Origin of the sequence: Saccharothrix longispora, assembly GCF_031455225.1 — a bacterium.
Classification (GTDB): Bacteria; Actinomycetota; Actinomycetes; order Mycobacteriales; family Pseudonocardiaceae; genus Actinosynnema; species Actinosynnema longispora.
The window spans coordinates 4,428,654-4,452,456 of record NZ_JAVDSG010000001.1 but is presented as its reverse complement, the minus strand read 5'-3'; the positions used below and the strand labels follow the sequence as shown (position 1 = coordinate 4,452,456).

The 23,803-nt window shown below is 72.0% G+C and carries 19 protein-coding genes; 10 read left to right on the top strand and 9 right to left on the bottom strand.

Translation table 11 applies throughout. From position 1 onward, the window contains the following. Positions 1 to 13: 13 nt before the first annotated feature. Together J2S66_RS17870 and bdeA are read right to left on the bottom strand one after the other, a co-directional pair. Positions 14 to 1,450: a family 2B encapsulin nanocompartment shell protein gene (locus tag J2S66_RS17870; protein WP_374726093.1), complete on the bottom strand. Its 1,437-nt coding sequence runs from the start codon at positions 1,448 to 1,450 to the stop codon at positions 14 to 16. Between the two features lie 470 nt (positions 1,451 to 1,920). Further along, complete coding sequence (gene bdeA, locus J2S66_RS17865; RefSeq protein WP_310308263.1) at positions 1,921 to 2,784, bottom strand: bis(hydroxyethyl) terephthalate hydrolase; 864 nt, start codon at positions 2,782 to 2,784, stop codon at positions 1,921 to 1,923. Between the two features lie 170 nt (positions 2,785 to 2,954). On the opposite strand from bdeA, the gene J2S66_RS17860 reads away from it, so the two are divergent. From J2S66_RS17860 to J2S66_RS17840, 5 genes are all read left to right on the top strand, one after another. Further along, entirely contained in the window at positions 2,955 to 5,420 is a 2,466-nt protein-coding gene (locus J2S66_RS17860; protein WP_310308262.1) for a LuxR C-terminal-related transcriptional regulator, read from the top strand. Between the two features lie 13 nt (positions 5,421 to 5,433). Beyond that, positions 5,434 to 5,850 (top strand): acyl-CoA thioesterase, encoded by a 417-nt coding sequence (locus tag J2S66_RS17855; RefSeq protein ID WP_310308261.1) that lies wholly within the window; start codon positions 5,434 to 5,436, stop codon positions 5,848 to 5,850. Further along, complete coding sequence (locus J2S66_RS17850; RefSeq protein ID WP_310308260.1) at positions 5,847 to 6,947, top strand: alcohol dehydrogenase catalytic domain-containing protein; 1,101 nt, start codon at positions 5,847 to 5,849, stop codon at positions 6,945 to 6,947. The genes J2S66_RS17855 and J2S66_RS17850 overlap by 4 nt, the downstream gene beginning before the upstream one ends. A gap of 86 nt (positions 6,948 to 7,033) precedes the next feature. After that, complete coding sequence (locus J2S66_RS17845; protein ID WP_306746667.1) at positions 7,034 to 7,810, top strand: cyclase family protein; 777 nt, start codon at positions 7,034 to 7,036, stop codon at positions 7,808 to 7,810. A 24-nt stretch (positions 7,811 to 7,834) separates the two neighbouring features. Further along, the gene (locus J2S66_RS17840; RefSeq protein ID WP_310308259.1) at positions 7,835 to 8,422 is read left to right on the top strand and encodes a GrpB family protein; all 588 of its coding nucleotides are present in this window, start codon (positions 7,835 to 7,837) and stop codon (positions 8,420 to 8,422) included. 28 nt (positions 8,423 to 8,450) lie between these two features. On the opposite strand, the gene J2S66_RS17835 is transcribed toward J2S66_RS17840, so the two are convergent. Next, positions 8,451 to 9,017, bottom strand: a complete 567-nt coding sequence (locus J2S66_RS17835) for a TetR/AcrR family transcriptional regulator (protein WP_310308258.1) — start codon at positions 9,015 to 9,017, stop codon at positions 8,451 to 8,453. A gap of 137 nt (positions 9,018 to 9,154) precedes the next feature. On the opposite strand from J2S66_RS17835, the gene J2S66_RS17830 reads away from it, so the two are divergent. Further along, complete coding sequence (locus J2S66_RS17830) at positions 9,155 to 9,937, top strand: SGNH/GDSL hydrolase family protein (RefSeq protein ID WP_310308256.1); 783 nt, start codon at positions 9,155 to 9,157, stop codon at positions 9,935 to 9,937. Between the two features lie 85 nt (positions 9,938 to 10,022). On the opposite strand, the gene J2S66_RS17825 is transcribed toward J2S66_RS17830, so the two are convergent. Beyond that, complete coding sequence (locus J2S66_RS17825) at positions 10,023 to 11,534, bottom strand: diguanylate cyclase domain-containing protein (protein ID WP_310308255.1); 1,512 nt, start codon at positions 11,532 to 11,534, stop codon at positions 10,023 to 10,025. 59 nt (positions 11,535 to 11,593) lie between these two features. Here J2S66_RS17825 and J2S66_RS17820 point away from each other — a divergent pair, with 59 nt between their 5' ends. Next, positions 11,594 to 12,112 (top strand): MarR family winged helix-turn-helix transcriptional regulator, encoded by a 519-nt coding sequence (locus J2S66_RS17820; protein ID WP_310308254.1) that lies wholly within the window; start codon positions 11,594 to 11,596, stop codon positions 12,110 to 12,112. Between the two features lie 349 nt (positions 12,113 to 12,461). Here the strand turns inward: J2S66_RS17820 and J2S66_RS17815 are convergent, their stop codons facing one another. Further along, positions 12,462 to 13,022 (bottom strand): HD domain-containing protein, encoded by a 561-nt coding sequence (locus tag J2S66_RS17815; protein ID WP_310308253.1) that lies wholly within the window; start codon positions 13,020 to 13,022, stop codon positions 12,462 to 12,464. A 9-nt stretch (positions 13,023 to 13,031) separates the two neighbouring features. Further along, on the bottom strand, positions 13,032 to 14,168 hold the full coding sequence (locus J2S66_RS17810; RefSeq protein WP_310308252.1) for a helix-turn-helix domain-containing protein: 1,137 nt from the start codon (positions 14,166 to 14,168) through the stop codon (positions 13,032 to 13,034). Positions 14,169 to 14,336: 168 nt separating this feature from the next. On the opposite strand from J2S66_RS17810, the gene J2S66_RS17805 reads away from it, so the two are divergent. Both J2S66_RS17805 and J2S66_RS17800 read left to right on the top strand, forming a co-directional pair. After that, positions 14,337 to 15,185 (top strand): helix-turn-helix domain-containing protein, encoded by an 849-nt coding sequence (locus tag J2S66_RS17805; RefSeq protein WP_310308251.1) that lies wholly within the window; start codon positions 14,337 to 14,339, stop codon positions 15,183 to 15,185. Next, positions 15,182 to 15,451: an HC3 family zinc finger protein gene (locus tag J2S66_RS17800; RefSeq protein WP_310308250.1), complete on the top strand. Its 270-nt coding sequence runs from the start codon at positions 15,182 to 15,184 to the stop codon at positions 15,449 to 15,451. Before J2S66_RS17805 ends, J2S66_RS17800 begins: the two co-directional genes overlap by 4 nt. 104 nt (positions 15,452 to 15,555) lie before the next feature. On the opposite strand, the gene J2S66_RS17795 is transcribed toward J2S66_RS17800, so the two are convergent. Then, on the bottom strand, positions 15,556 to 16,503 hold the full coding sequence (locus J2S66_RS17795; RefSeq protein ID WP_310308249.1) for a 5'-nucleotidase: 948 nt from the start codon (positions 16,501 to 16,503) through the stop codon (positions 15,556 to 15,558). A gap of 325 nt (positions 16,504 to 16,828) precedes the next feature. Between J2S66_RS17795 and J2S66_RS17790 the strand changes: the two genes are divergently transcribed. After that, positions 16,829 to 17,443, top strand: a complete 615-nt coding sequence (locus J2S66_RS17790; protein ID WP_310308248.1) for a uracil-DNA glycosylase — start codon at positions 16,829 to 16,831, stop codon at positions 17,441 to 17,443. A gap of 148 nt (positions 17,444 to 17,591) precedes the next feature. Here J2S66_RS17790 and J2S66_RS17785 read toward each other — a convergent pair whose 3' ends face one another. Next, positions 17,592 to 19,043: a glutamate synthase subunit beta gene (locus J2S66_RS17785; protein WP_310308247.1), complete on the bottom strand. Its 1,452-nt coding sequence runs from the start codon at positions 19,041 to 19,043 to the stop codon at positions 17,592 to 17,594. Next, on the bottom strand, positions 19,036 to 23,541 hold the full coding sequence (gltB, locus tag J2S66_RS17780) for a glutamate synthase large subunit (protein ID WP_310308246.1): 4,506 nt from the start codon (positions 23,539 to 23,541) through the stop codon (positions 19,036 to 19,038). Before gltB ends, J2S66_RS17785 begins: the two co-directional genes overlap by 8 nt. Positions 23,542 to 23,803 lie beyond the last annotated feature (262 nt).

Here is a 23,803-nt window from a genome sequence, read left to right as displayed (position 1 = left end):
GCAGGGGGGTGGGCTAGTCCTCGCGGCCGATCTCGACGTGCTCCAGCACGCCGACGGCGTCCGGCACGAGGATCGCGGTGGAGTAGTAGGCGCTGACGAGGTAGGAGATGATCGCCTTCTCGTCGATGCCCATGAACCGCACGTTGAGGCCCGGCTGGTACTCGTCGGGCAGACCCGTCTGGTGCAGGCCGATGACACCCTGGTTCGCCTCGCCGGCGCGCAGCAGCACGATCGAGCTGGTGCGGGTCTTGGAGATCGCGATCTTGCTGCACGGCAGGACCGGCACGCCGCGCCAGGCGGGCACGTGGTGGCCGTTGAGGTCGGCGGTGGCCGGGTAGATCCCGCGCTTGCTGCACTCGCGGCCGAACGCGGCGATGACCCTGGGGTGGGCCAGGAACGCCGTGGGCTCCTTCCACACCGTGCCCAGCAGCTCGTCCATGTCGTCGGGGGTGGGCGGGCCGGTGCGGGTGTGGATGCGCTGCTTGAGGTCGGCGCTGTGCAGCAGGCCGAAGTCGCGGTTGTTGACCATCTCGTGCTCCTGGCGCTCGCGCAGCGCCTCGATGGTCAGCCGCAGCTGCTGCTCGACCTGGTCCATCGGGTGGTTGTAGAGGTCGGCGACGCGGCTGTGCACCCGCAGCACGGTCTGCGCGACGCTCAGCTCCAGCTCGCGCGGCGCCAGCTCGTAGTCGACGTACGTGCCGGGCAGGTCGGGCTCGCCCTCGTGGCCCGAGGCGATGTCGATCTCGGCCTCGCCGTGCGCGTTCTGCCGGCCGCTGCCGGCGGCGAAGGCGCGCTGGATGTGCGCGCGCAGCCCGCCCGCCTCGCCGTTGAGCCGCTCGAAGACGTCCCACGGCAGCGCGAGCGCGATGACCGGCGTGACGGCCTTGACGGTGAAGCCCCACTCGCCCTGCGGCCCGGCGAGGACCTGGTCGCCGAAGTACTCGCCGCCGGCGTGCACGCCGAGCACGGTGCGGTCGCCGTACTCGCCGCGGCCGATCTTGTTGACCTTGCCGTGCGCGATGAGGATCACCGCGTCCTGCGGGCGGCCTTCCTCGACGATGACGTCGCCGGGCTGGTACTCGTGCTGCTCGAACCGGTCGGCGAGGGCGGCGAGCGCGGCGACGTCGTCGAAGTCGCGCAGCAGCGGCAGTTCGGTCAGCTCCTGCGGGACGACCCGGACGTCGGCGCCGGTGTTGGTGAAGGTCAGCCTGCCGTCCCCGACGGCGTAGCTGAGCCTGCGGTTGACCCGGAAGGCGCCGCCCTTCGCCTCCACCCAGGGCAGGATCTTCAGCAGCCACCGCGAGGTGATGCCCTGCATCTGGGGCACGGACTTGGTCGTCGTCGCGAGGTTGCGCGCCGCCGCCGTGCCGAGGCTCGACCTGGGTCGCTCGACGTCCGAGTCCGAATCGGTCACAGTCACCGCGTACACCGCCAATCGGAATCGCTTCATTGGGCCGGACCGACGGTAGTGAGCCCGAATGCAGTACGGGAAGCGGCTGATGTGGGGACCCCCTGCGGGGTCGTTCGGCGGTGTCCCGCGCACGGTCAGTGCGCGTTTTCCTCGCGAAGGGTAATAACGAGTGAATTTGTCCGGCATGTAGGAATCTATTCACTCTGACGGGGAATCTTTAACTCGATCGTCGTAGCATTCTTCGCTCGGACGTGGTGTTGACCTGGGCAGGAGCGGTCGGCTGTCAGGTCATTTTGCACGGGTGCGGCTGAAAGTTCAGCCTTGCGTGGGTACCTCGTCCGAGCGGTCGAGTCCGTATTCCGGCAGGAAGATCGTCTCAGTGTTCGCCCGATCGAAGGCGAGAAGTCCTCATACGACGGACACCGCGACCCCGGTGGTCCGGGATCGCGGTGTCCGAATGGGTGAAACGGGTGCGGGGCCGGCGAAGCGCGCCCGGCCCCGCACGTCGATCAGGTGCTGTGCGGGCAGGTGTCGCGGTAGTCGGAGATCTGCGTGCTGCGGCCGGGGGCCGGGCACAGGAACTGCTCATAGCGGGTGTCGTTGTCGATGAACCGCTTGAGCCACGCGATGCTGTACTTCGCGATCGTCGTGTTGGAGCTGTTGGGCGCGAAGTGGCTCGCGCCGTTCAGCTCCAGGTACGCCTTGTCCAGGGTGGACGGCAGCGAGTTGTAGAACGGGATCGAGTGCGACGAGACCGGCGCCACCGAGTCGTTCTCGGCGCCGACGACCAGGGTCGGCACCGAGACGCTGCCCCAGGACTTGTCGGTGTGCCAGCCCGTCAGCGGGATCGCGGCCTGGAGGGCCGGTCGCCGCTCGGCGGCGCGCAGGGTGCCGCCGCCGCCCATCGAGTGGCCCATCAGACCCAGCCGGGAGGCGTCGATGCGGGTGCGCACGGTGCTGCGCTGGGTCAGGTAGTCCAGCGCCGACAGCAGCTGCGACGCCCGGCTGTCGGGCTGGTCGAGCGTGCTGTTGGTGTCGATGGTGAACACCACGAAGCCCTGGGAGGCGATGCGCGGGCCGAGCCAGGAGATGGTCGACTGCGTGCCGGTGTACCCGGGGGAGATGGCGATGGCGCCGAACGTGCCCTCGGCCGTGCTGGTCGGGTAGTAGATGGTGCCGCCGCCGAAGCCGCTCACCGACAGGGAGGAGACCGTGGTCTGGGAGGTTGCGAACGGGCCGCGCACGGCCTCGATGCTGGAGTTGCTGGGCGCGGGACCGCGGCGGTACTCGGTCTCGGCCGCCTCGGCCGAGGGGGCGACCAGCGCCAGGGCCAGCGCGGGGACGAGCGCGGGGATCAGTTTGCGGAGTTGCACGTCGGTGTACACCTCGCTTGGCAGGGAAACTGCGGACAGCGATGACCCTGCGCCACTCGGTAACCGTCCCGCATCGGTGCAACCACCGGTCCCACCCGAAAACTAACACTGGTAGAAAATTTCTCCGCGACCCCTTCCGCCGGTGGCCGGGTGACCGCGAGACTGGCCGCATGCTGCGCGGACGCCACCGGCAGCGCGTCGCCGTCGACGCGTTGCTCGACCGTGCCCGAGCCGGGCGGGGCGGGGTCCTCGTCCTGCGCGGCGGACCCGGGTCGGGCAAGTCCGCGCTGCTCGACGCCGCCCGCCGCGCCGCCGCCGAGCGCGCGACCGGGGGCCGCGAGGTCCTGCTGTGCGTGGACGACGCCCACCTGCTCGACGACACCGCCTGGCTCGACGACCTGGTCGCCGACCTGGCCGACGAACCGGTCGCCCTGCTCATCGCCACCGAGGGCGACGCGCGCGGCCTGCCGTGGGTGCGGCTCGACCCGCTCGACCACGCCGACAGCCTGCGCGTGCTGCGCGACCTGCGCCCCGGCCTGCCGCCCGGCCTCGCCGACGAGGTCGCCGACCTCGCCCGCGGCAACCCGCTCGCCCTGGTCGAGCTGACCCGCGCGCTCACCTCCGAGCAGATCGGCGGCACCGCGCCCCCACCGGACGGCCTGCCCGCCGACAGCTCGCTGCGCGCCCGCTTCACCGCCCGCTTCCACGCCCTGCCCGCGCAGGCCCGGTTCGCCGCCGCGCTGCGCGTGGTGGACGACGAGGTCGACGACGACACCCTCGCCCGCATGCCCGACCTGGACCTGGACGCCGTCGAGGACGCCCGCGCCCTGCTCGACGGCGGCCCCCTGGTGCGCGCCGCGCTCCGCGACGCCCTGCCGCTCCCGCTGCGCTTCGCCGCGCACGCCGCGCTGGCCGGGGCGCTGCCCCCGGGACCCCGCCGCACCTGGCACGAGGCCGCCCGCGCGCCCGGCAACCGCGACGCGTTCGCCGACCGGCTCGCGGACTCCGCCGACCGCGCCCGCCGCTGCGGCGACTACCCGGCCGCCGCCCGCGACCACGACCGCGCCGCCACCCTGGCGTCCGAACCCGACGCCCGCGCCCGCCACCTCATCGCCGCCGCCACCGACCACTGGGCCCACGGCGCACCCCGCCGCGCCCGCGTCGCCCTGCGCACCGCCGCCCGGCTCACCGACAGCGACGAGCTGCGCGCCCGCGCCGAACTGGTCAAGGGCGGCATCGACCTGGGTCACGGCATGCCCGACGTCGCCGTGCGCCGCCTCCTGCACGCCGCCGGCGAACTCGTCCACACCCACCGCGCGCTCGCCATCACCGCCCTCGGCTTCGCGGGCGAGGCGGCCAGCATCGCGGGCGACCACGCCCGGTACGCCGAGACCGCCGCGTTCGCCGCCCGGCTGCGCCGCCCTGACGAACCCGACCGCACCCGCATCACCCTCGACCACCTCGCCGGCATGGCCGCCACGTTCGCCGGGCGGCACACCGAGGCGCTGCCCGCGCTGCGCTCCGTCGTGGAGCTGGCGGAACGCGTCCCGCACCCGCAGGCCAAGATCTGGGGCGGCCAGGCCGCCTACACCCTCGGCGACGCGACCAGGGCGCACGAGCTGGCCACCAGCGCGGTCACCGCCGCCCACGAGCAGGGCCTGACCTCCCTCGTGCCGTGGGCCCTGGTGTACCGGGCGCTGTCCGCGCTGCTGCTCGACCAGCACTCGGTGGCGCTGTCGGCGGCGTTCGAGGGCGTGCACGCGGCCACCGCGATCAGCCAGCACAACGCCGTCGTCGACCACCTCACGATCCTCGCCCTGCTCGCAGCCCTGCGCGGGGACACCGACACCGCCGTGCACCGCGTCGAGACCGCCGCCGAGCAGATCGCCCAGCGCGGCCTCGGCCGCTCCGGCACGTTCGGCGCGTGGGCGTCGGCGTGCGTCGACCTCGCCCTCGACCGCCCGGCCGACGCCCTCGACCGGCTGCGCCTGATGACCGCCGGGGCCGGCGGCGTGCACGCCGGCATCAAGGTCATGGCCGCCCCGCACGTCGTGGAGGCCGCCGTCGGCTGCGGCCGCCGCTCCACCGCCGATCGCGCGCTGGGCCGCTACGAGAAGTGGGTGGGCGCCACCAACAGCCCCGCCCGGCTGGCCCTGTCCCACCGCTGCCGGGCCATGCTGGACGACGGCGCGGCCGGCGACGAGCACTTCCGCGAGGCCATCCGGCTGCACCGGGCCAGCGGCACCGCCATGGAGCTGGCCAAGACCGAGCTGTTCTACGGGCACCGGCTGCGCCGCGGCCGCAAACCCCGGGCCGCGCGCGACGTGCTGCGCGACGCCGTGAAGATCTTCCAGCGCTACGAGGCCGACCGCTGGGTCGCCCGCGCCCGGGCCGAGCTGCGCGCCGCCGGCGAGACCGTCACCGGGCCCGCCGACGCGCCGCCGACCGGCGACCGGGTCGCCTCGCTCACCCCGCAGCAGGCGCAGATCGCCCGCCTGGTCGCCGAGGGCGCGACCAACCGGGAGGTCGCCGCCCGGCTGTTCCTGAGCCACCGCACCGTCGAGCACCACCTGCGCAACATCTTCGCCAGGCTCGAGGTGCGGTCCAGGGTCGAGCTGACCAGGGTGCTCGACTGACGAGGAGGGTCGCTTGCGACAGGACTACCGGCACTGGCAGCGGATACCGACCCGGTGGCACGACAACGACGTGTACGGCCACGTCAACAACGTCGTGCACTACGCGTGGATGGACACGCTCATCAACACGTGGCTGATCACCGAGGGCGGGCTGGACATCCACCGAGGCCCGGCGATCGGGCTGTGCGTGGAGTCCCACTGCAACTACCGGGCCTCCGTCGCCTTCCCCGAGGCGGTCGACGCGGGCCTGCGCATCGGCCACCTCGGCCGCTCCAGCGTGCGCTGGGAGGTCGGCTTCTACCCGGAGGGCCGTGACGACGTCGTCGCCGAGGGGCACTTCGTGCACGTGTTCACCGACCGGGACACGCGCAAGCCGGTGGAGGTCCCCGCCGGGCTGCGCGCCGCGATGGAAGGGCTGGTGGTCGCGTGAGGACCCGGGGCGCGGTGCTGACCGCCGTGGGCGGACCGCTGGAGGTGCTCGACCTGGAACTGGACCCACCCGGTCCCGGCGAGGTGCTGGTGAAGGTGGGCGCCACCGGGCTGTGCCACTCCGACCTGTCCGTCATCGACGGCTCCCGCGTCAGGCCGCTGCCGATGGTGCTCGGTCACGAGGCCGCGGGCGAGGTCGTGGAGACCGGGCCCGGCGCGTCCGACTTCGCCGTCGGCGACCGGGTCGTGCTGTCGTTCGTGCCCGCCTGCGGCTCGTGCCGGCGGTGCGCGTCCGGGCGGCAGGCGCTGTGCGAACCGGGCGCGGTCGCCAACCGGGAGGGCACCCTGCTCGGCGGCGGCCGGCGGCTGCGGCTGCCCGACGGCACCCGCCCGCACCACCACCTGGGCGTGTCCGGGTTCGCCGAGTACGCCGTGGTCTCGGAGAAGTCCGCGACCCGCGTGCCCGACGACCTCGCGCCCGAGGTTGCCGCCCTGTTCGGGTGCGCCGTGCTCACCGGCGCGGGTGCCGCGTTCCACAGCGCCGCCGTGCGCCCGGGCGACCGGGTCGCGGTGTTCGGGCTCGGCGGCGTCGGCCTGGCCGCCCTGCTCGCCGCCCGCGCGGCCGGCGCGTCGCAGATCGTCGCCGTGGACGTGGTCGCGCACAAGCGCGCCCTGGCCCGGAGGCTCGGCGCCACCCACGACGTGGCGGGCGGCGCGGACGCGGTGGCCGCCGTGCGCGACCTGACCGGCGGCGGCGCGGACAAGGTCATCGACACCACCGGCGTCGCGGCCGTCCTGGAGCAGGCCTACCTGGCCACCGCCGCGGGCGGCACCACCGTCACGGTCGGCCTGCCGCACCCCGAGCGGACGGTGACCCTGCCCGCGCTGAGCCTGGTCGCCGAGGAGCGCACCCTCAAGGGCAGCTACCTCGGCTCCTGCGTGCCCCGCCGCGACGTGCCCCGGTTCGTCGACCTGTACCGCGCCGGGCAGCTCCCCGTGCACGAACTGCTGTCGGGGACCCTGGCGCTCGACGACGTGAACGCCGGGTTCGCCCGTCTGGCGTCGGGGGAAGCCGTCCGGCAGGTCGTCGTACCGTGATCCGCGAACCTGTACGGTTGCCCGGATCGGGTGACGGCTAGGCAGGGGAGTGGTCCGCGGTGCGCAGACGGTCGATGCTCGCGGGTGTGGCTTCGGCGGTGGGCGGCGTGATCGCCGGCGGCGGTTCGGCGAACGCGGCCGGCCCCCTCGGGTTGCGGGACTACCGGCTGGTGAACCTCGCGCACGTCAACGACCCGGACCGGACGAAGGTCTACCCGGGCGACCCGGCGTTCACCCTCTCCACCGTCGCCACGGTGCCGGAGCACGGCTTCTACCTCCAGTACGTGCAGCAGGGCGAGCACACCGGCACGCACTGGGGCGCGCCCGCGCACTTCAACGCCGACCAGCCGCACGCCGACGAGCTGGACGCCGAGGACCTGTTCCTGCCCGCCGTGAAGGTCGACGTGCGGGAGCAGGCGCGGCGCGATGCCGACTACGAGGTGACCGTCGCCGACCTCCAGCGCTGGGAGAAGCGCCACGGCCGCATCCCGCGCGAGGCGGCCGTGGTGCTGTGGACCGGCTGGGAGGACCGCTGGGGCACCGATGCGTTCTACAACTTCGACGACGCCGGGCAGATGCACCAGCCCGGCTTCTCGCTGGCCGCCGTGCAGTGGCTCGTGAAGACCGGCCGGCTCGGCCGCCGGGGCGCCCTGGGCACCGACACGTTCAGCCCGGAACCGGCCGTGGACGTCGAGTACGCAGTCTCCAAGCTGCTCTACCGGGAGCACCGGATCAGCCTGGAGGTCCTGGCGAACCTGGCCGAGCTGCCCGAGCAGGGCGGACACGTCCTGGTCGGCGGCGTGGTCAACCGGCGCGGCTCCGGTTCGCCGGCGAGCGTCTACGCGTTCGTGCCGAAGAGGTGAGCCGGAGCTGCTAGCTTCCGCCGGGTGCCCACTCCCGAGGAGATCACCCGCCACCACGACCCCGACCCCGACGAGGACCCCTGGGTGCTGGGGCCTCCCGTGCCCGAGGCGATCCGCATCGTCCCGTACGACCCCGGCTGGCCCGCGCGCTACGAACACCTCGCCGCCGCCATCCGCGCCGCCCTCGGCGACGCGGCGCTCGACGTCGAGCACGTCGGCTCCACGTCCGTGCCCGGCCTGGCCGCCAAGGACGTCGTCGACATCTCCCTCACCGTCGCCGACCCGCGCGACGAGGACGCCTACGTGCCCGCCCTGGAGGGCATCGGCTACGTCCTCACCATCCGCGAGCCGTCGTTCCACGAGCACCGCATGCTGCGGCTGGCCGAACCCCGGGTCAACCTGCACGTGTACGGCCCGGACTGCCCGGAGCCGATCCGGGAGCGCATGTTCCGCGACTGGCTGCGCGGACACCCCGAGGACCGCGAGCGCTACGAGGCGGCCAAGCGGGCGGCGGTGCCCGGCGGCGGTCACGTCATGGACTACAACGCGCGCAAGCAGGACGTGATCCGCGAGATCTACGACCGGCTGTTCCGGGCGGCGGGGATGCTGTAGGCCCCGGGTGGGTCCGGTCCGGGCCGGTTCACGAGCGGGCGTGGAACAGGCCGTCGAGCAGCACGGGAATCGCGCGCCGGGCCGTGCCGGGGTCCGGCGCCGAGTCGACCGCCGCCTGGAGCATCGTGAACACGATCGGCAGGTCGTCCAGCACGACGTCGCCCTTGAGGTGGCCCGCCGCCTGCGACCGGGCGAACGGGACCCGCAGCGCGTCCAGCAGCCCCCGGACCTGACCGAGCTGGTCGGGGCGCGGCAACCGGCGCAGCTCGTCGACCAGCGGCCGCATCGACACCTGGTGGACGAGCACCGCGTGCAGCAGCGCCCGGAACGCCGCCGGGTCGTCGGCGTCCCGCTCCGCCGCCCGGCGCAGCACCCCCACCTGCTCCCGCGTCACCGCCAGCAGCAGCGCCCGGCGGTCCGAGAAGTGCTGGTACACCGTGGCCTGGCCCAACCCGGTCGCGTCCGCCAGCTGCCGCAGCGACGGCATCGGCCTGCCCAGCGCCACCTGCTCCCCGGCCGCGCGCATGATCGCCGCCCGGTTGCGGCGGGCGTCGCTGCGGTGCGGCGCGCGGATCGGTGAGCGGGGCAGGGGCACGTCGGCATCCCGGCGGGCGAGCAGGAGATGTTACCCGGAAGTAATGAGAATAGCACCGTCTGTGATGCCTCGGAACGCCTTCGTAACGTCGGTGATCACGCGCCTTCACGCCTGGCGTCTTCGAGGAAGGACTGGACGTGCGCAAACGTCTTCTCAGGGTCGTGTGTGCGGTGCTGCCCGCCGCCCTGGCGGTCGTGCTCACCACCCCCGCGGCCCACGCCGCGGCCCCCGTCGACTACGTCGCCCTCGGCGACTCGTACTCCTCCGGCACCGGCGCGCCGCCCTACACCGGCGGCACGTGCTTCCGCAGCCCGCGCGGCTACGCCCAGCTGTGGGCGAACACCCACGAGGTGTCGTCGTTCAAGTACGCCGCCTGCGGTGGCGCCACCACCGACAGCATGACCGGCCAGTTCGACTCCCTCGACGCGGGCACCGACCTGGTGTCCATCACCATCGGCGGCAACGACATCGGGTTCGCCTCCACCATGATCACCTGCGTGACCGGCAGCGACAGCTCCTGCCTCGGCGCGGTGGACAAGGGCGTCCAGCAGGCCCGGACCGCGCTGCCCGCCAAGCTCGACCGCACCTATGCCACCATCCGCTCCCGCGCCCCCGACGCCACCGTCGTCGTCCTCGGCTACCCGCGCCTCGTGGAACCCGCCGGCACCTGCCTGAACGCCACCAAGCGCACCGCCCTCAACAACGGCGCCGACGTCCTGCACGAGGTCATCGCCGCCCGCGCCGCCGCGGCCGGCGTCCGCTACGTCGACGCCCGGGCGCACTTCGCGGGCCACGGCGCCTGCGGCCGGTCGCCGTGGATCAACTCCTTCTCCCTGCTGCGGCTCGTGGAGTCCTTCCACCCCAACGCCGCCGGCTACGCCCAGGGCTACCTGCCGCTGCTCGACTCCGCGGTCGGCTGACGCCCTCCGACACCGCTCGCCGCGCCCGACCCCTACCGCGCCCGACCCCTACCGCGCCCGACCCCGGTTGGGGTCGGGCGCGGCCTCACGGGTGGATGACCAACCCGTGGCCGCCCTCGCGCTTCGCCTCGTACATCGCCTTGTCCGCGCGCCGCAGCACCGACTGCGCCGTCGCCTCCGGGTCCTGCTCCGCGCAGATCACCACGCCCACCGAGGCGCTGATCTCCCCGCCCAGCGAGTCGAGGACCCGGAACGCCACCTTCTCCGGCTCCTCCACGCCCTCCACCAGCACGCCGAACTCGTCACCACCCAACCGGGCGACCACGTCCGTGTCCCGCACGCACCGCAGCAACCGCTGGGCCACCCGCTCCAGCAACGCGTCCCCGTGCGCGTGCCCCGACACGTCGTTGACCGCCTTGAAGTCGTCCAGGTCCACGAACAGCAGCCCGAACGGCGAGCCGTCCCGCTGGTGCGCGGCCATCGCCTCGTCCAGCCTGCGCTCGAACAACGCCCGGTTCGCCAGCCCCGTCAACGGGTCGTGGTGCGCCTGGTGCGACAGCGTGCGCTCGGACTCCCGCAGCAGCAGCACCAGTTCCGTGTTGTCCACCAAGGTCACCAGCTGCCGCAGGATCACCGCCACGAACACCGTGAACGCGCACGCGACCTCCACCGCGTCCACCGTGCCCAGCTCGCCCGCCATCGTGCCGCACAGCACCAGCGCCGAGGTGATCAGCAGCGGCAGGTACGGCATCAGCAGGTACCCCCACTGCCACGACCGCCGGGCGCGACCGCGGCCCGCGGTCGCCGACGGCACCGGTGCCAGCGCGGCGAGGCCGATCAGCGCCGGACCCACCACGAACCCGGCGTTCGCCAGCGGCGGCACCTCCGGCGCCTGCACGCTCACCAGGTAGGCGAACGCGAGGTCCGACACCGCCAGGCCGGTCAACCCGAGCCCGAGCAACCGCAGCTGCGGCCGCAGCACCACCGTCCGGTCCGCGCTCAGCACCACCACGATCACCAGCAGCACCAGGTCCGTGATCGGGTAGGCCACGGCCACCAGGAACGCGGGCGCGCCCGGGTTGCCCGCCTCCACCAGCCTGCCCAGCGCGATCGCCCACGTGAGCACGAACAGCGAACCCACCACGATCACCCCGTCGAGCAGCAGCACCAGCCGCGCCGACGCCGTGCGCCGGTCCAGCAGCGCGTCCGGTGTCCCCGAGCGGCGGAAGTTCCCGATCACCAGCAGCGCGACGAACGCGAACGGCACGATCCCCAGGTACCCGGCGTCCGCCGCCGACGGCGAGGGCACGGCGCGCCGCTCCACGAGCTGGAACCACGTCCACAGCGCCATGCCCACCGACCACGACAACGCGCCGAGCCCCGTGGCCACCCGCCAGCTCCGGTCCGGGCCGCTCGTGCGCCGCGCCGTCCACCAGCAGCAGCCCGTCGCGAACAGACCCGCGGCGAGTTGGGCGAGGTCGTCCACGGCCACCGCCGTGTCACCGTGCACCAGGCCCACGCTCGCGGCCGCGGACGCGACGGCGGCCAGCGCCAGCACCACGGCCGCGGTGGCGCCGAACCGCCTCGTCCCGAGCACGCGACCCAGTGTGCCGCATTCCCGTTCCACCGACCGGGTGGCCCTGGAAGGATCGGCGTGTGGCAGAGCAGCGGGTTCCCGTCGCCGAAGACGTGGTGACGGAGCAGGACTACGAGCGCTTCGCGCGGCACCGGATCGCCGAGTCGGGCGGCGACGCCGACGCGTTCGGCCTCTCCTACAACGTGCTCCACCTGGCGTACGTGATGATCACCGACTACGAGGCCCTCGTGCACCGCGAGCAGGGCTGGACCATGCCGGGCTTCCGGCTGATGTTCAAGCTCTGGATACTCGGCCCCACCCAGCCCGCGCGGCTGGCCGAGCTGTCCGGCACGACCCGGTCGGCCATGTCGAACCTCATCAACACGCTGGAGCGGGCCGGGCTGGTCGAGCGGACCAGGGACGGGCAGGACCGCCGGGTGGTGTTCGTGGCGCTCACCGACGAGGGGCGCGACGCGGTGTCGTCCACGTTCCCGGTGCAGAACGCCCGCGAGGCCCGCTGGTTCGAGGCGCTGGCCCCGGCGGAGCGCGCGCAGATGGTCGAACTGATCCGCAGGGTGGTGGCCGCCCGCCCGGACTGACCACCCGGCCGCCCTCGTCCTCCCGCCCCGAGCACTCACTCGGGGGACGCCTCCGCACGCCCGTCAGCGGTTCAGTTCACCCGATGTCACCAGTGCGTTCCGCGCTGTGCTGCCCGTCCACCGCGGAACACCCGATCGGAACAGGCGGCGGATCCAATCCGATCGTGCCTGACAACGCGCTGGTCGGTCGAGCCGGGTGGCTCCGGCACCCCTGGTTCTGTGGAATCGCGACACTCGAGCGGTGAACAGCGGAACCGCGACATCGCGTGGAAGCCCTGCCCGTAGCGACGGGTCCGGTGGACGCCCCGGTCGCGCACCCGCACGGGGCGGCGCGGAGGCGCGGGCGTCCTCACCGGTCGCGCCAGGCGAGCGGCGAGAGCGTCACCGCGGCCTCGGCGACCCGGCGTGCGGTCTCCGTCCTGAGGCTCGTGCGGGCGGAGTCGATCCACCCGTCCACGCGCCGCACTCCGGTGTCGCGGTACTCGACGGCCTGGAGCAGCATCTCCAGCTTGTCGGCGTCGCTCGCGCAGCGGGCCTCGGCGGACTCCTTCGCCTCGTACTCGGTCACGGCGTCGCGCACGGCCTCGCGCGACCGCTCCGGCAGCTCCGCGGTCTGGTCGGCGGTGATGGCGCGGGGGTCGGGCTTGGCGAGGTAGCCGGCGACGGTGTGGGGCAGGTCGCCGGTGCGGGTCTCCTGGGTGTCGTGCCACAGCGCCAGGAACGCCGCACGAGCCGGGTCCGCCCCCTCCTCGGCCGCGATCAGGGCGGCGAGCTGGGCGACGCGCGCGGTGTGCTCGGCGACCGACTCCGGGTCGCGCACGCCCGCGTGCCACCACCCGGCGCGGCGCACGCGCTTGAGCACGCCCAGTTCGTAGCCGAAGGCGGCCAGGGCCGCGGCGTCGTCGGACACGTGTTCTCCTCAGTGGCCGGAGATGCGGAGGGCGTAGCGGAGGCCGGCGACCTGGTCCCTGCCAGGCTCGGTCAACACATGGCCGGAAGCCAGTCTGTCCAAGGTCTCTGCGAGCGGGGCACGAATCAGCGGGTGGGCGTCGAGCAGTGCCGGCCGTGAGGCCACAAGGGCGTGCAGGGTGTGGAGGTTGAGGGGGAGGTGGGGGGCGGCCGGATCGAGCCGACCGGCGAGGTGGGCCAGCAGTGCGCCTCCGCTCCACGTCCGGATGTCCTCGCTGCCCATGAAGGAGTCGTCGGTTCGCACGTCGCCGAGTTCGCCGATCCAGTAGGCCCAGTAGTTCAAGTTCGCGATCTGGTCCCGCGTCTCGGACATCCTGCCCACGAAGTCATAGAGGTGCTCGGCCTCCCCCGTGGAGGCGAGGGCGACCGAAGCAGAGCGCGCTTCGAGCAATGCGGTGATGCCGTTCCCGGTGGCCGGCCGCCGACCGACTCGACGCCACTCGTCGCGCAACCAGTCGACCACCCGTGCGCGCTGATCGAATCCGAGCAGGTACACCGACTGTCGGCGCAGGAGCGGTTCGTCGGCCGGTCCGGCCCGTTCCACCGAGAACATCAGGTGGTCGAAGAAGCGCGTGCGCTCATCCGGGTGCAATGTCGGATGTGAGGCTACCGGCCCTCGTCTGGGTACTTTCGAGATGAATTCACCCAATTGTGGCGGCGTGCTGCCGGTGAAGGGCCACGTGATCAGGTTGTTGGTGGTCTTGCGGTGAACCGAGGCAGCGAGCGGGTGGTGGTCGGGGTCGACCCACGACTCGCCGGCCGCGATACCCGTCGAGAGCACCAGGTCCGCTTCGATCGCCTCGTTCAGGTGTCTCCCGGTGGACGCGGGCGCACCCGCCCTCGACAGCCTTGCTCCGAGCCGCATCAGCTCGCCGGCGCCGACGGCCGCCAGTGGACGGCGCCCGGACTCCCACCCCTGCACGGTCGTGGCGTCGACCGAGAGGAGTTCCGCCAGCTTCTCCTGGGTGAGACCGGCCGCCTGGCGGCTCAACTTCAGCACGAACCCCGACACGACGCCAGGGGCACGCGAACCCCGACCGCCGGTCAGTGTTGCGGTCCAGGTCCGCACACCCACCTCCCACACCACCAACCAACCGGAGTGAACGCACTCGCACCGGGGGTCGGTTCTCACCGCCCAGGATCGATCGTAGCGTCTTGGTCGGATACCACGGGATCTGTGCGCCATCGATTCCGGAACCGTCGAATGAAGTGGACAACCGCTGTTGGACGTGCGCACAGGCGCGTCGAGGGAGATATGGAACCGGAAGAAAAGCAACCCGTTCGGCTGAGCACAGCCCGCAGTCGCGAACTGGGAGAAGAACTGCGCAGAGTCCGCCACGCCGCGCGGCTGTCGTCCTCGGTCGTCGCGGAGAACTTGGAGTGGTCACTGGGAAAACTCAGCAAGCTGGAGACCGGCAGTCGCGGCACGAGCCCGTGGGAGATCGGCACCCTGCTGGGGCACTACGGTGCCGACAAACCCACCCGCGCCCGCCTTCTGGCGATCACGACCGAGCCCGATACGGGCAGTTTCCTGCGTCTGCACGATGGCACGCCCGACCTCCTCCCTGCGCTTGCCCTGCACGAGCGGGCTGCGCGGACCATCACCACCTACGAGCCGCTCACCGTTCCCGATCTGGCACAGACTGAGGACTACGCTCGCGCGTTACTCGGTGACGGCGCACTCGCCCGACAACGCTTGGTCCGGCAAGAAGTCCTGTGTCAGGACACCGGTCCGGAGGTGGTGCTCTACGTGAATGAAGCCGCACTGCGCGTGGTAGTGGGCGGGGCGCTCGTCATGCGGGATCAGGCGCTGCACCTGGCCCGGATGTCCGACCGGCCCCTCACACTGCCGCGAGTGGTCCCGATGGCCGCGGGTGGCCACTTGGCGCTGCGATCCTCGGCGACCTTGCTGACCTTCGCGGAACCGATCAAGCCGATGGTATGGGTCGACACCGAAGCAGCGACCGTTTTCCACGATGCCACACCCGTCGTACGCGACTACGAGGCCAAAATGCGCCACCTCGACCGCGTGGCCCTGAGCGTCGAGCGCTCGCACGAGGTCCTGGTTCATTGGGCCGACGCCTACGGTCGGAGAAGGCGATGACGACGCCGCGCCCCTTCCGCTGGCTGCCACACGAAGGTCAACGCCATGCAGTCTGCGCGAACTCGACGGTCCGCGACGAAGTGACCACGCTGTGTGGTGGAGAACTCGTCATCCCCGTGACTCGACCCACGAAGGCGGAGTGGTGTTGGCCCACGTGCCTCTCGTGCGATGCGGCGTGGCGAGCGGCCGAGGGCATCATGCCGTTTCCCCGAAAGGCATCCGCCGGCCCGTCGCGGGGCGCACGTGCCGATCGACGAGGGCGCTGAGGCGGGACCCCGTGTGCCCGGACCACGCTGTCCGGGCACACGTGAAGACACAGAGCGATCGGATGGCACCTGGGCGCACGGATTTCCGGATACGCATGTGGCGGTTACCCGGGCGTCTTGGCGGAGGCGGTCGCCTCATTGGCGATGCCGAACGGCACGTGCACGCACGGCACCATCGACGCCGACTCCAAGTGGTCCCGTTGGTCGTCGAAGAAGATGTGTGGGCGGAGGACGGCAAGTACTTTGCGCTTTTCGATTCCGCCAAGGAAGAACGCGTCGTTGACGAGCAGTCCCCACTCCTTGATACTCCGGATTGCTCGTTCGTGGGACGGCGCATTGCGCGCGGTGACGATGGAGACCCGAAGGCGGATTCGATACTCGCGGTTCGTCGCTCGCTCCTGTTCCTCTCGAGCGCGAATCCGGTTGATCGCTTGGGAGAAGGCCTGTAGCGGACCGGGCGTGTGCGCGGTCGCGACGTTGAGCCTCTCGTGCTCGTGGAAGCTGTGGAGGTCTCCCGTCTTCATCACGCGTTCCGATTCGTCGTCCGCCAGAACGGAGTCGAAGTCGAAAGCGATCCGCAGTTCGGAGTCGCCGTCATCAACAAAGGTCGACTTGAGTGCGCGTCCAGCGGGGAGCCCTGCTGCGGTCGCCGAATACACGTCCTCCTCGTTTCCGGATAGGAACAGCGACATGTTCAGGGCCTTCATGAACTCGTGCGGTGCCCGGCCCTGCTGGAAGATCGCCCGAGTGATCGGCAAGTCGTGATGTTGAATCGAGCGCATGACCCGGAGTCCAGTGTCCGGGCTGTTCTTGGACAAAACGATGACCTCGACTAGGGGATCTTCCTTGGTGGCGAGGTCGTTGAGGGCTAGTAGGCGCTTGACGAAGGGGAAGGCCACGCCGGGTTTCAGTGGCTTATCTGCTCGTCGCTCCTGGTAGTCGCGGTACATCGCGACACCCTGTTCACGGAAGACCTTGTCTGATTTTTTTAGATCGAACAGGGCGCTCGACGCGATCCCGACGACCAGGCGGTTGTTCAAGTCGTAAGCCACTGTTGCTCCACGGGTTCGTCATTCGGAGCGGACATTACGTCTGGAAGTGTGGTCACGGTAGTCACCTGATCAGGTGAATATAAACCGCCGATTACTGAAAGTGATGGTCCGAGTTCGACGAGTTGTCCGATGGCGTCAGGAGACGCAGGCAAACGGAGAATCCTCCATAACGCGTCCGGACGGCTGGCTCGCCGTGAGACGCTCGGAACACCTGGGGAACGCAGGCGTGCGAAGTGGAGGAAGCACAACCTTGGCACTGCGGTGTAACGAACGGGTCGTCCGCACCGCTCGTGCAGAAGACCACGTTCCACGCGAACGGAGCACCATGCCCGCCAGAGCGCACAAGTCGAACGCAATCGTCCAGTCCAAGCTTGCCAGGCTCGACGAGCCGCACGTGGCGCCGCTCGTCGCCCTCGCCGACGAGATCGCGAAGTCCCGCGGCCTGCCGCCCGGGGCGGTGCCCTACCCGGACCCGGACTTCGCGGGCGTCCGGGCGGAGGCGCTGGTGCTGTTGAAGTCGCCCGGCCCGGGAGCCGTGACGGGGACCGGCTCGGGGCTGCTCAGCCCGGAGAACGACGACCCGACCGCGGCTCGCGCACACGCCGAGTACGAGCGGGTCGGACTGGATTGGCGCCGCGTCGTGCACTGGAACGCCGTGCCGTGGCCGACGGAGGCGGACAACCCGACCGGGAGCGACCTGCACGCCGCCAGGCCTTGGCTGCCGCGCGTCCTGGAACTGGTGCCGGACATCAGGGCGGTGCTCCTGCTGGGCAAGGTCGCGGAGCAGGAGTGGGCCAGACCCGGCCTGGGCACGATCGCGGTGGGGCGGCGGGTGCCCGTGATCGCGGCGCCCATGCCGAGTTGGCCGGGGATCACGCGGGCGGGTGCGTCGCAGGCGTTGCGAGAGGCGTTCGACCGGTTGGCGTCGGTGCTGGGGTGAAACGCGGGCCGGTGGAACCCGCGTGCCCGGACCACGCTGTCCGGGCACGCGGGAAGGGGGGCGCACCGGACCACGCTGTCCGGTGCGCGGAACGGGCGTCCCCGGTGCCGGACCGCGCTGTCCGGCACCGGGGACGGGACCGGTGGGCTCAGGTGAGCGGGCGGTCCGTCGGGTCGATCGGGCGCGGCAGGACGTCGCGGCCGGTCAGGTAGGCGTCCACGCCCGCCGCGGCGGAGCGGCCTTCGGCGATGGCCCACACGATGAGCGACTGGCCCCGTCCCATGTCGCCCGCCACGAACACGCCGTCCACCGAGGTGGCGTACGAGTCGTCACGGGCCACGTTGCCGCGCGGGTCGAGCGCCACGCCCAGGTCGGTCAGCAGGCCGTCCTTCTCCGGACCCACGAAGCCCATGGCCAGGGTCACCAGCTGGGCCGGGATCTCGCGCTCCGTGCCCGGCACCGGCTCGAACCTGCCGCCCGACGCCTCGACCTCCACCAGGCGCAGCGACCGCACCGCGCCGTCGGCGTCGCCCGTGAACTCCACGGTGGACACCGAGTACAGGCGTTCGCCGCCCTCCTCGTGGGCCGACGTCACCCGGTACAGCATCGGGTAGGTCGGCCACGGGTGGGCCTCGGCGCGCTGCTCCGGCGGCCTCGGCATGATCTCCAGCTGGGTGACCGACAGCGCGCCCTGGCGGTGGGCGGTGCCCACGCAGTCCGCGCCCGTGTCACCGCCGCCGATCACGACGACGTGCTTGCCCTCGGCCGTGACGGGCGGCTCGGCCAGCGCACCCGCCGCCACGCGGTTCGCGCCCGGCAGGTACTCCATCGCCTGGTGCACGCCCGCCAGCGAGCGCCCCGGCACCGGCAGGTCGCGCCACGCCGTCGCGCCGCCCGCCAGCACCACCGCGTCGTAGGACGAGCGGAGCTCGGAAACGGTGACGTCGACGCCCACGTCCACGTTCGTCCGGAACTCGGTGCCCTCGGCCCGCATCTGCTCCAGCCGCCGGTCCAGCCGCCACTTCTCCATCTTGAACTCGGGGATGCCGTACCGCAGCAGACCGCCGACGGCGTCGGCCCGCTCCAGCACGGTCACCGAGTGCCCGGCCCGGGTCAGCTGCTGCGCCGCGGCCAGGCCCGCCGGGCCCGAACCGACCACCGCCACCGTGCGACCGGTCCGCGTGGCCGGCGGCTGGGGCGTCACCCAGCCCTCGTCCCACGCCCGGTCGACGATGGAGATCTCCACGCGCTTGATGGTGACGGGATCGCCGTTGATCCCGACCACGCACGCCGCCTCGCACGGCGCCGGGCACAGCGTCCCGGTGAACTCGGGGAAGTTGTTCGTGGCGTGCAGCCGCTCGGCCGCCGCGCGCCAGTCCTCCTTCCACACCAGGTTGTTCCACTCGGGGATCAGGTTCCCCAGGGGACAGCCCTGGTGGCAGAACGGGATGCCGCAGTCCATGCAGCGCCCGGCCTGCTTCTCCAGCCTGGGCCGCTCGAACTCCTCGTACACCTCGCGCCAGTCGCGCAGGCGCAGGAACACCGGACGGCTGCGCGGCGTCTCGCGCTCCGTGGTGAGGAACCCGCGTGGGTCAGCCATGAGACGCCTCCATGATCGCCGCGTCGACGTCGCGGCCCTCCAGCTCGGCGCGGGCCTGTGCCGCCAGCACCCGCTTGTAGTCCTTGGGCATGACCTTGGTGAACCGCTCGACGGCGAGGTCCCAGTCGGCGAGCAGCGCGTGCGCCACCGCCGACTCGGTCTCCGCGTAGTGCTTCTCCACGGCGGTCCGCAGGAACGCCCGGTCGGCGTCGTCCAGCGGGTCGAGGTCGACCATCTCCCCGTTGACCCGCCCGAGGGCGGCGTCGAGCACGTAGGCGATGCCGCCGGACATGCCGGCCGCGAAGTTGCGCCCGGTGGGCCCGAGGACCACCACCCGGCCGCCGGTCATGTACTCGCACCCGTGGTCGCCGACGCCCTCGACGACGGCCAGCGCGCCGGAGTTGCGCACGCAGAACCGCTCGCCGACCCGGCCGCGGATGAACACCTCGCCGCCGGTCGCGCCGTAGGCGATGACGTTGCCCGCGATCACCTGGTGCTCGGCGGCGAACTGCGCGTCGGGCACCGGTCGGATGGTGATGCGCCCGCCGGACAGGCCCTTGGCGACGTAGTCGTTGCCGTCGCCGACGAGCCGCAGGGTGATGCCGCGCGGCAGGAACGCGCCGAACGACTGCCCGGCGGTGCCGGTGAACGTGACGTCGATCGTGTCGTCGGGCAGCCCGGCCCCACCCCACTTCCGCGTCACCTCGGAGCCGAGCATGGTGCCGACGGTGCGGTTGACGTTGCGCACCGGCAGTTCCAGCCGCACCCGGTCACCGGAGGCGATGGCGCCCTCGGCGAGCTGGATGAGCGTGTTGTCCAGCGCCTTCTCCAGCCCGTGGTCCTGGGCCACGACCCGGTGCCGCGCCGCGCCCTCCGGCAGCGCCGGCACGTGGAAGATCGGCGACAGGTCGAGCCCGGCCGCCTTCCAGTGGTCCACGGCGGCGCGCGTGTCGAGCAGGTCGGCGTGGCCGACGGCCTCGGCCAGGGTCCGGAAACCCAGTGACGCCAGCAGCTCGCGCACCTCCTGCGCGACGAACTCGAAGAAGTTCACCACGTGCTCGGCCTTGCCCGCGAACTTGGCCCGCAGCACGGGGTTCTGCGTCGCGACGCCCACCGGGCAGGTGTCGAGGTGGCAGACGCGCATCATGACGCAGCCGGACACGACGAGGGGCGCGGTGGCGAAGCCGAACTCCTCGGCGCCGAGCAGCGCGGCGATCACCACGTCCCGGCCGGTCTTGAGCTGGCCGTCGGTCTGCACGACGATCCGGTCGCGCAACCGGTTGAGCAGCAGCGTCTGCTGCGTCTCGGCGAGCCCCAGCTCCCACGGGCCGCCCGCGTGCTTGATGGACGACAGGGGCGACGCGCCGGTGCCGCCGTCGTGGCCGGAGATGAGCACGACGTCGGCGTGCGCCTTGGACACGCCCGCCGCGACCGTGCCGACGCCCACCTCGGAGACGAGCTTCACGTGGATGCGCGCCGCCGGGTTGGCGTTCTTCAGGTCGTGGATGAGCTGGGCGAGGTCCTCGATCGAGTAGATGTCGTGGTGCGGCGGCGGCGAGATGAGGCCCACGCCCGGCGTGGAGTGCCGGGTCTTGGCGATCCACGGGTACACCTTGGCGCCGGGCAGCTGGCCGCCCTCGCCGGGCTTCGCGCCCTGCGCCATCTTGATCTGGATGTCGTCGGCGTTGACGAGGTACTCGGAGGTGACGCCGAACCGGCCGGACGCGACCTGCTTGATCGCCGAGCGGCGCGAGTCGCCGTTCGGGTCCGCCACGAAGCGCTCCGGGTCCTCGCCGCCCTCGCCGGTGTTGGACTTGGCGCCCAGCCGGTTCATCGCGACGGCGAGCACCTCGTGCATCTCCTGCGAGATCGACCCGTAGGAGATGGCGCCGGTGGCGAACCGCTTCACGATGGACGAGACCGGCTCGACCTCGTCGAGCGGCACGGGTTCGCGCACGCCCTCCTTGAACGCGAACAGCCCGCGCAGCGTCATCAGCCGCTCGGCCTGCTCGTCGACCGCCCGCGTGTACTCCTTGAAGATGTCGTAACGACCGGAGCGGGTGGAGTGCTGGAGCTTGAACACCGTGGTGGGGTTGAACAGGTGCGCCTCGCCCTCGCGGCGCCACTGGTAGTCGCCGCCGGTGGGCAGCTCGCGGTGGTGCGCCCGGACGCCGTCGGCCGGGAACGCGGTGCGGTGCCGCCGGGCCGCCTCCTCGGCGAGCACGTCGAAGCCGACGCCGCCCAGCCGCGAGGTGGTGCCGGTGAAGCACGAGTCGACCACCCCGGGGCCGAGGCCGATGGCCTCGAAGATCTGCGCGCCGGTGTAGGAGGCGACGGTGGAGACGCCCATCTTGGACATCGTCTTGCGCACGCCCTTGCCCAACGCCTTGATCAGGTTGCGGGTGGCGACCTTCGGGTCGAGGCCCGGCAGCTCCTCGACCGACGCCATCGCCAGGTACGGGTTGACCGCCTTGGCGCCGTAACCCATGAGCAGCGCGATGTGGTGCACCTCGCGGGCGTCGCCCGCCTCCACGATCAGGTCCACCTGGGTGCGGGTCTTCCCGCGCACCAGGTGGTGGTGCACCGCGCCGGTGAGCAGCAGCGACGGGATCGGCGCGTGGTCGGCGTCGACGCCCCGGTCGGACAGCACGACGAGCCGCGCGCCGTCCTCGATGGCCCGGGACACCTCGTCCTTGATCTCGTCGAGCCGCCGCACGAGCGCCGCGCCGCCGCCCGCGACCTCGAAGAGGCCGCGCACGGTGACCGTGCGGAACTCGGGCAGGGTGCCGTCGTCGTCGACGTGCACGAGCTTGGCCAGCTCGTCGTTGTCCAGCACCGGGAACGGCAGCGAGATGCGGCGGCACGACGCGGCGTCGGCGGCCAGCAGGTTCGGCTCCGCGCCGAGGGTGGCGTGCAGCGAGGTCACCAGCTCCTCGCGGATCGCGTCCAGCGGCGGGTTGGTGACCTGGGCGAACAGCTGCGTGAAGTAGTCGAACAGCAGGCGCGGCCTGTCCGACAGCGGCGCGAACGGGGCGTCGTTGCCCATCGAGCCGATCGGTTCGGCGCCGGAGCGGGCCATGGGCTCCAGCAGGAGCGCCAGTTCCTCCTCGGTGTAGCCGAACGCCTGCTGCCGCCGCACGAGCGAGGAGTGCGTGGGCACCTCGCGCTCCCGGGCGGGCAGGTCCGACAGGTGCAGGACGCCGTCGGCGACCCACCGCTCGTACGGGTGCTCGGCGGCGAGCTGCCCCTTGATCTCCTCGTCGTCGATGATCCGCCCCTGGGCGGTGTCGACGAGGAACATGCGCCCGGGTTCCAGCCGGCCCTTGCGCACGATGGTGGCGGGGTCGAACTCCAGCACGCCCGCCTCGCTGCCGAGCACGACCAGGCCGTCCTCGGTGACCCAGTACCGGGCCGGGCGCAGGCCGTTGCGGTCGAGCACGGCGCCGATGAGGGTGCCGTCGGTGAACGACACGAGCGCCGGGCCGTCCCACGGCTCCATGAGCGTGGAGTGGAACTCGTAGAACGCGCGCCGCGCGGCGTCCATCTCGGTGTGGTTCTCCCACGCCTCGGGGATCATCATGAGCACCGCGTGCGGCAGGCTGCGCCCGCCCAGGTGCAGCAGCTCCAGCACCTCGTCGAAGGTCGCAGAGTCGCTCGCGCCGCGGGTGATCACCGGGAAGACCCGGGACAGGTCGCCGGGGATCAGGTCGGTGGCGAGGACGGACTCGCGGGCGTCCATCCAGTTGCGGTTGCCGCGCAGGGTGTTGATCTCACCGTTGTGCGCCACGTACCGGTACGGGTGGGCCAGCGGCCACGACGGGAACGTGTTGGTGGAGAACCGGGAGTGCACCAGGCCGATGGAGCTGGTGACCCGCTCGTCGGTCAGGTCGGGGAAGAACCGCTCGACCTGGGGCTCGGTGAGCATGCCCTTGTACACGACGGTGCGGCCCGACAGGCTGGGGAAGTACACGTCGGTGGCGTGCTCCACGCGCTTGCGCACCACGAAGGCCAGCCGCTCCAGCTCCAGCCCGCCGACCCCGCCCGGACCGGCGAGGAAGAGCTGGCTGAACGCGGGCATGGTGGTCCTGGCGGTCGGCCCGACGTGGTCGGTGTCCACCGGCAGGTCGCGCCAGCCGAGGACGGTGGCGCCCTCCTCGGCGGCGATGCGCTCGACCTCGGCGCGGACGTCGTCCCGGCCCTCGTGCGGGAGGAACGCGGTGCCGACGGCGTAGGTCCCCGGCTCGGGCAGCGCGAAGCCGACGACCTCGCGGTAGAAGGCATCGGGCACCTGGATCAGGATTCCCGCGCCGTCACCGGTTTCGGGCTCGGCGCCGCGGGCACCCCGGTGTTCGAGGTTGCGCAGCGCCACGAGGGCCTGGCGCACGATGGAGTGGTTCCTGCGCCCGGCCAGGTCGGCGACGAAGGCGACGCCACAGGCGTCGTGCTCGTGCTGCGGGTCGTAGAGGCCGCTTCGCGGCTGCTGGTGGTGGTGGGTCACAACGGGCCCTCCCGTGGCGTCAGTCGGTCGGCCCCGATTTCGGGCAGACGGAGACGGCCGATCACCCGCGCGCGGCTTTACGCGGACGGCTCGGCCTGCATGTACTGGCTGGGGGACCACACCGGGAGATCGTCGGCGTGGGGACCGCACTCCGTTGTGCGGAAGACTGCACTTCCTTGTGCGCGCGTCCAGTGGCCGGATGTGGCCGCTGGGTCGCGCTGGGCGGTGCACCGGGGTTGCCGGGGTCTTGTGACGATAGTGT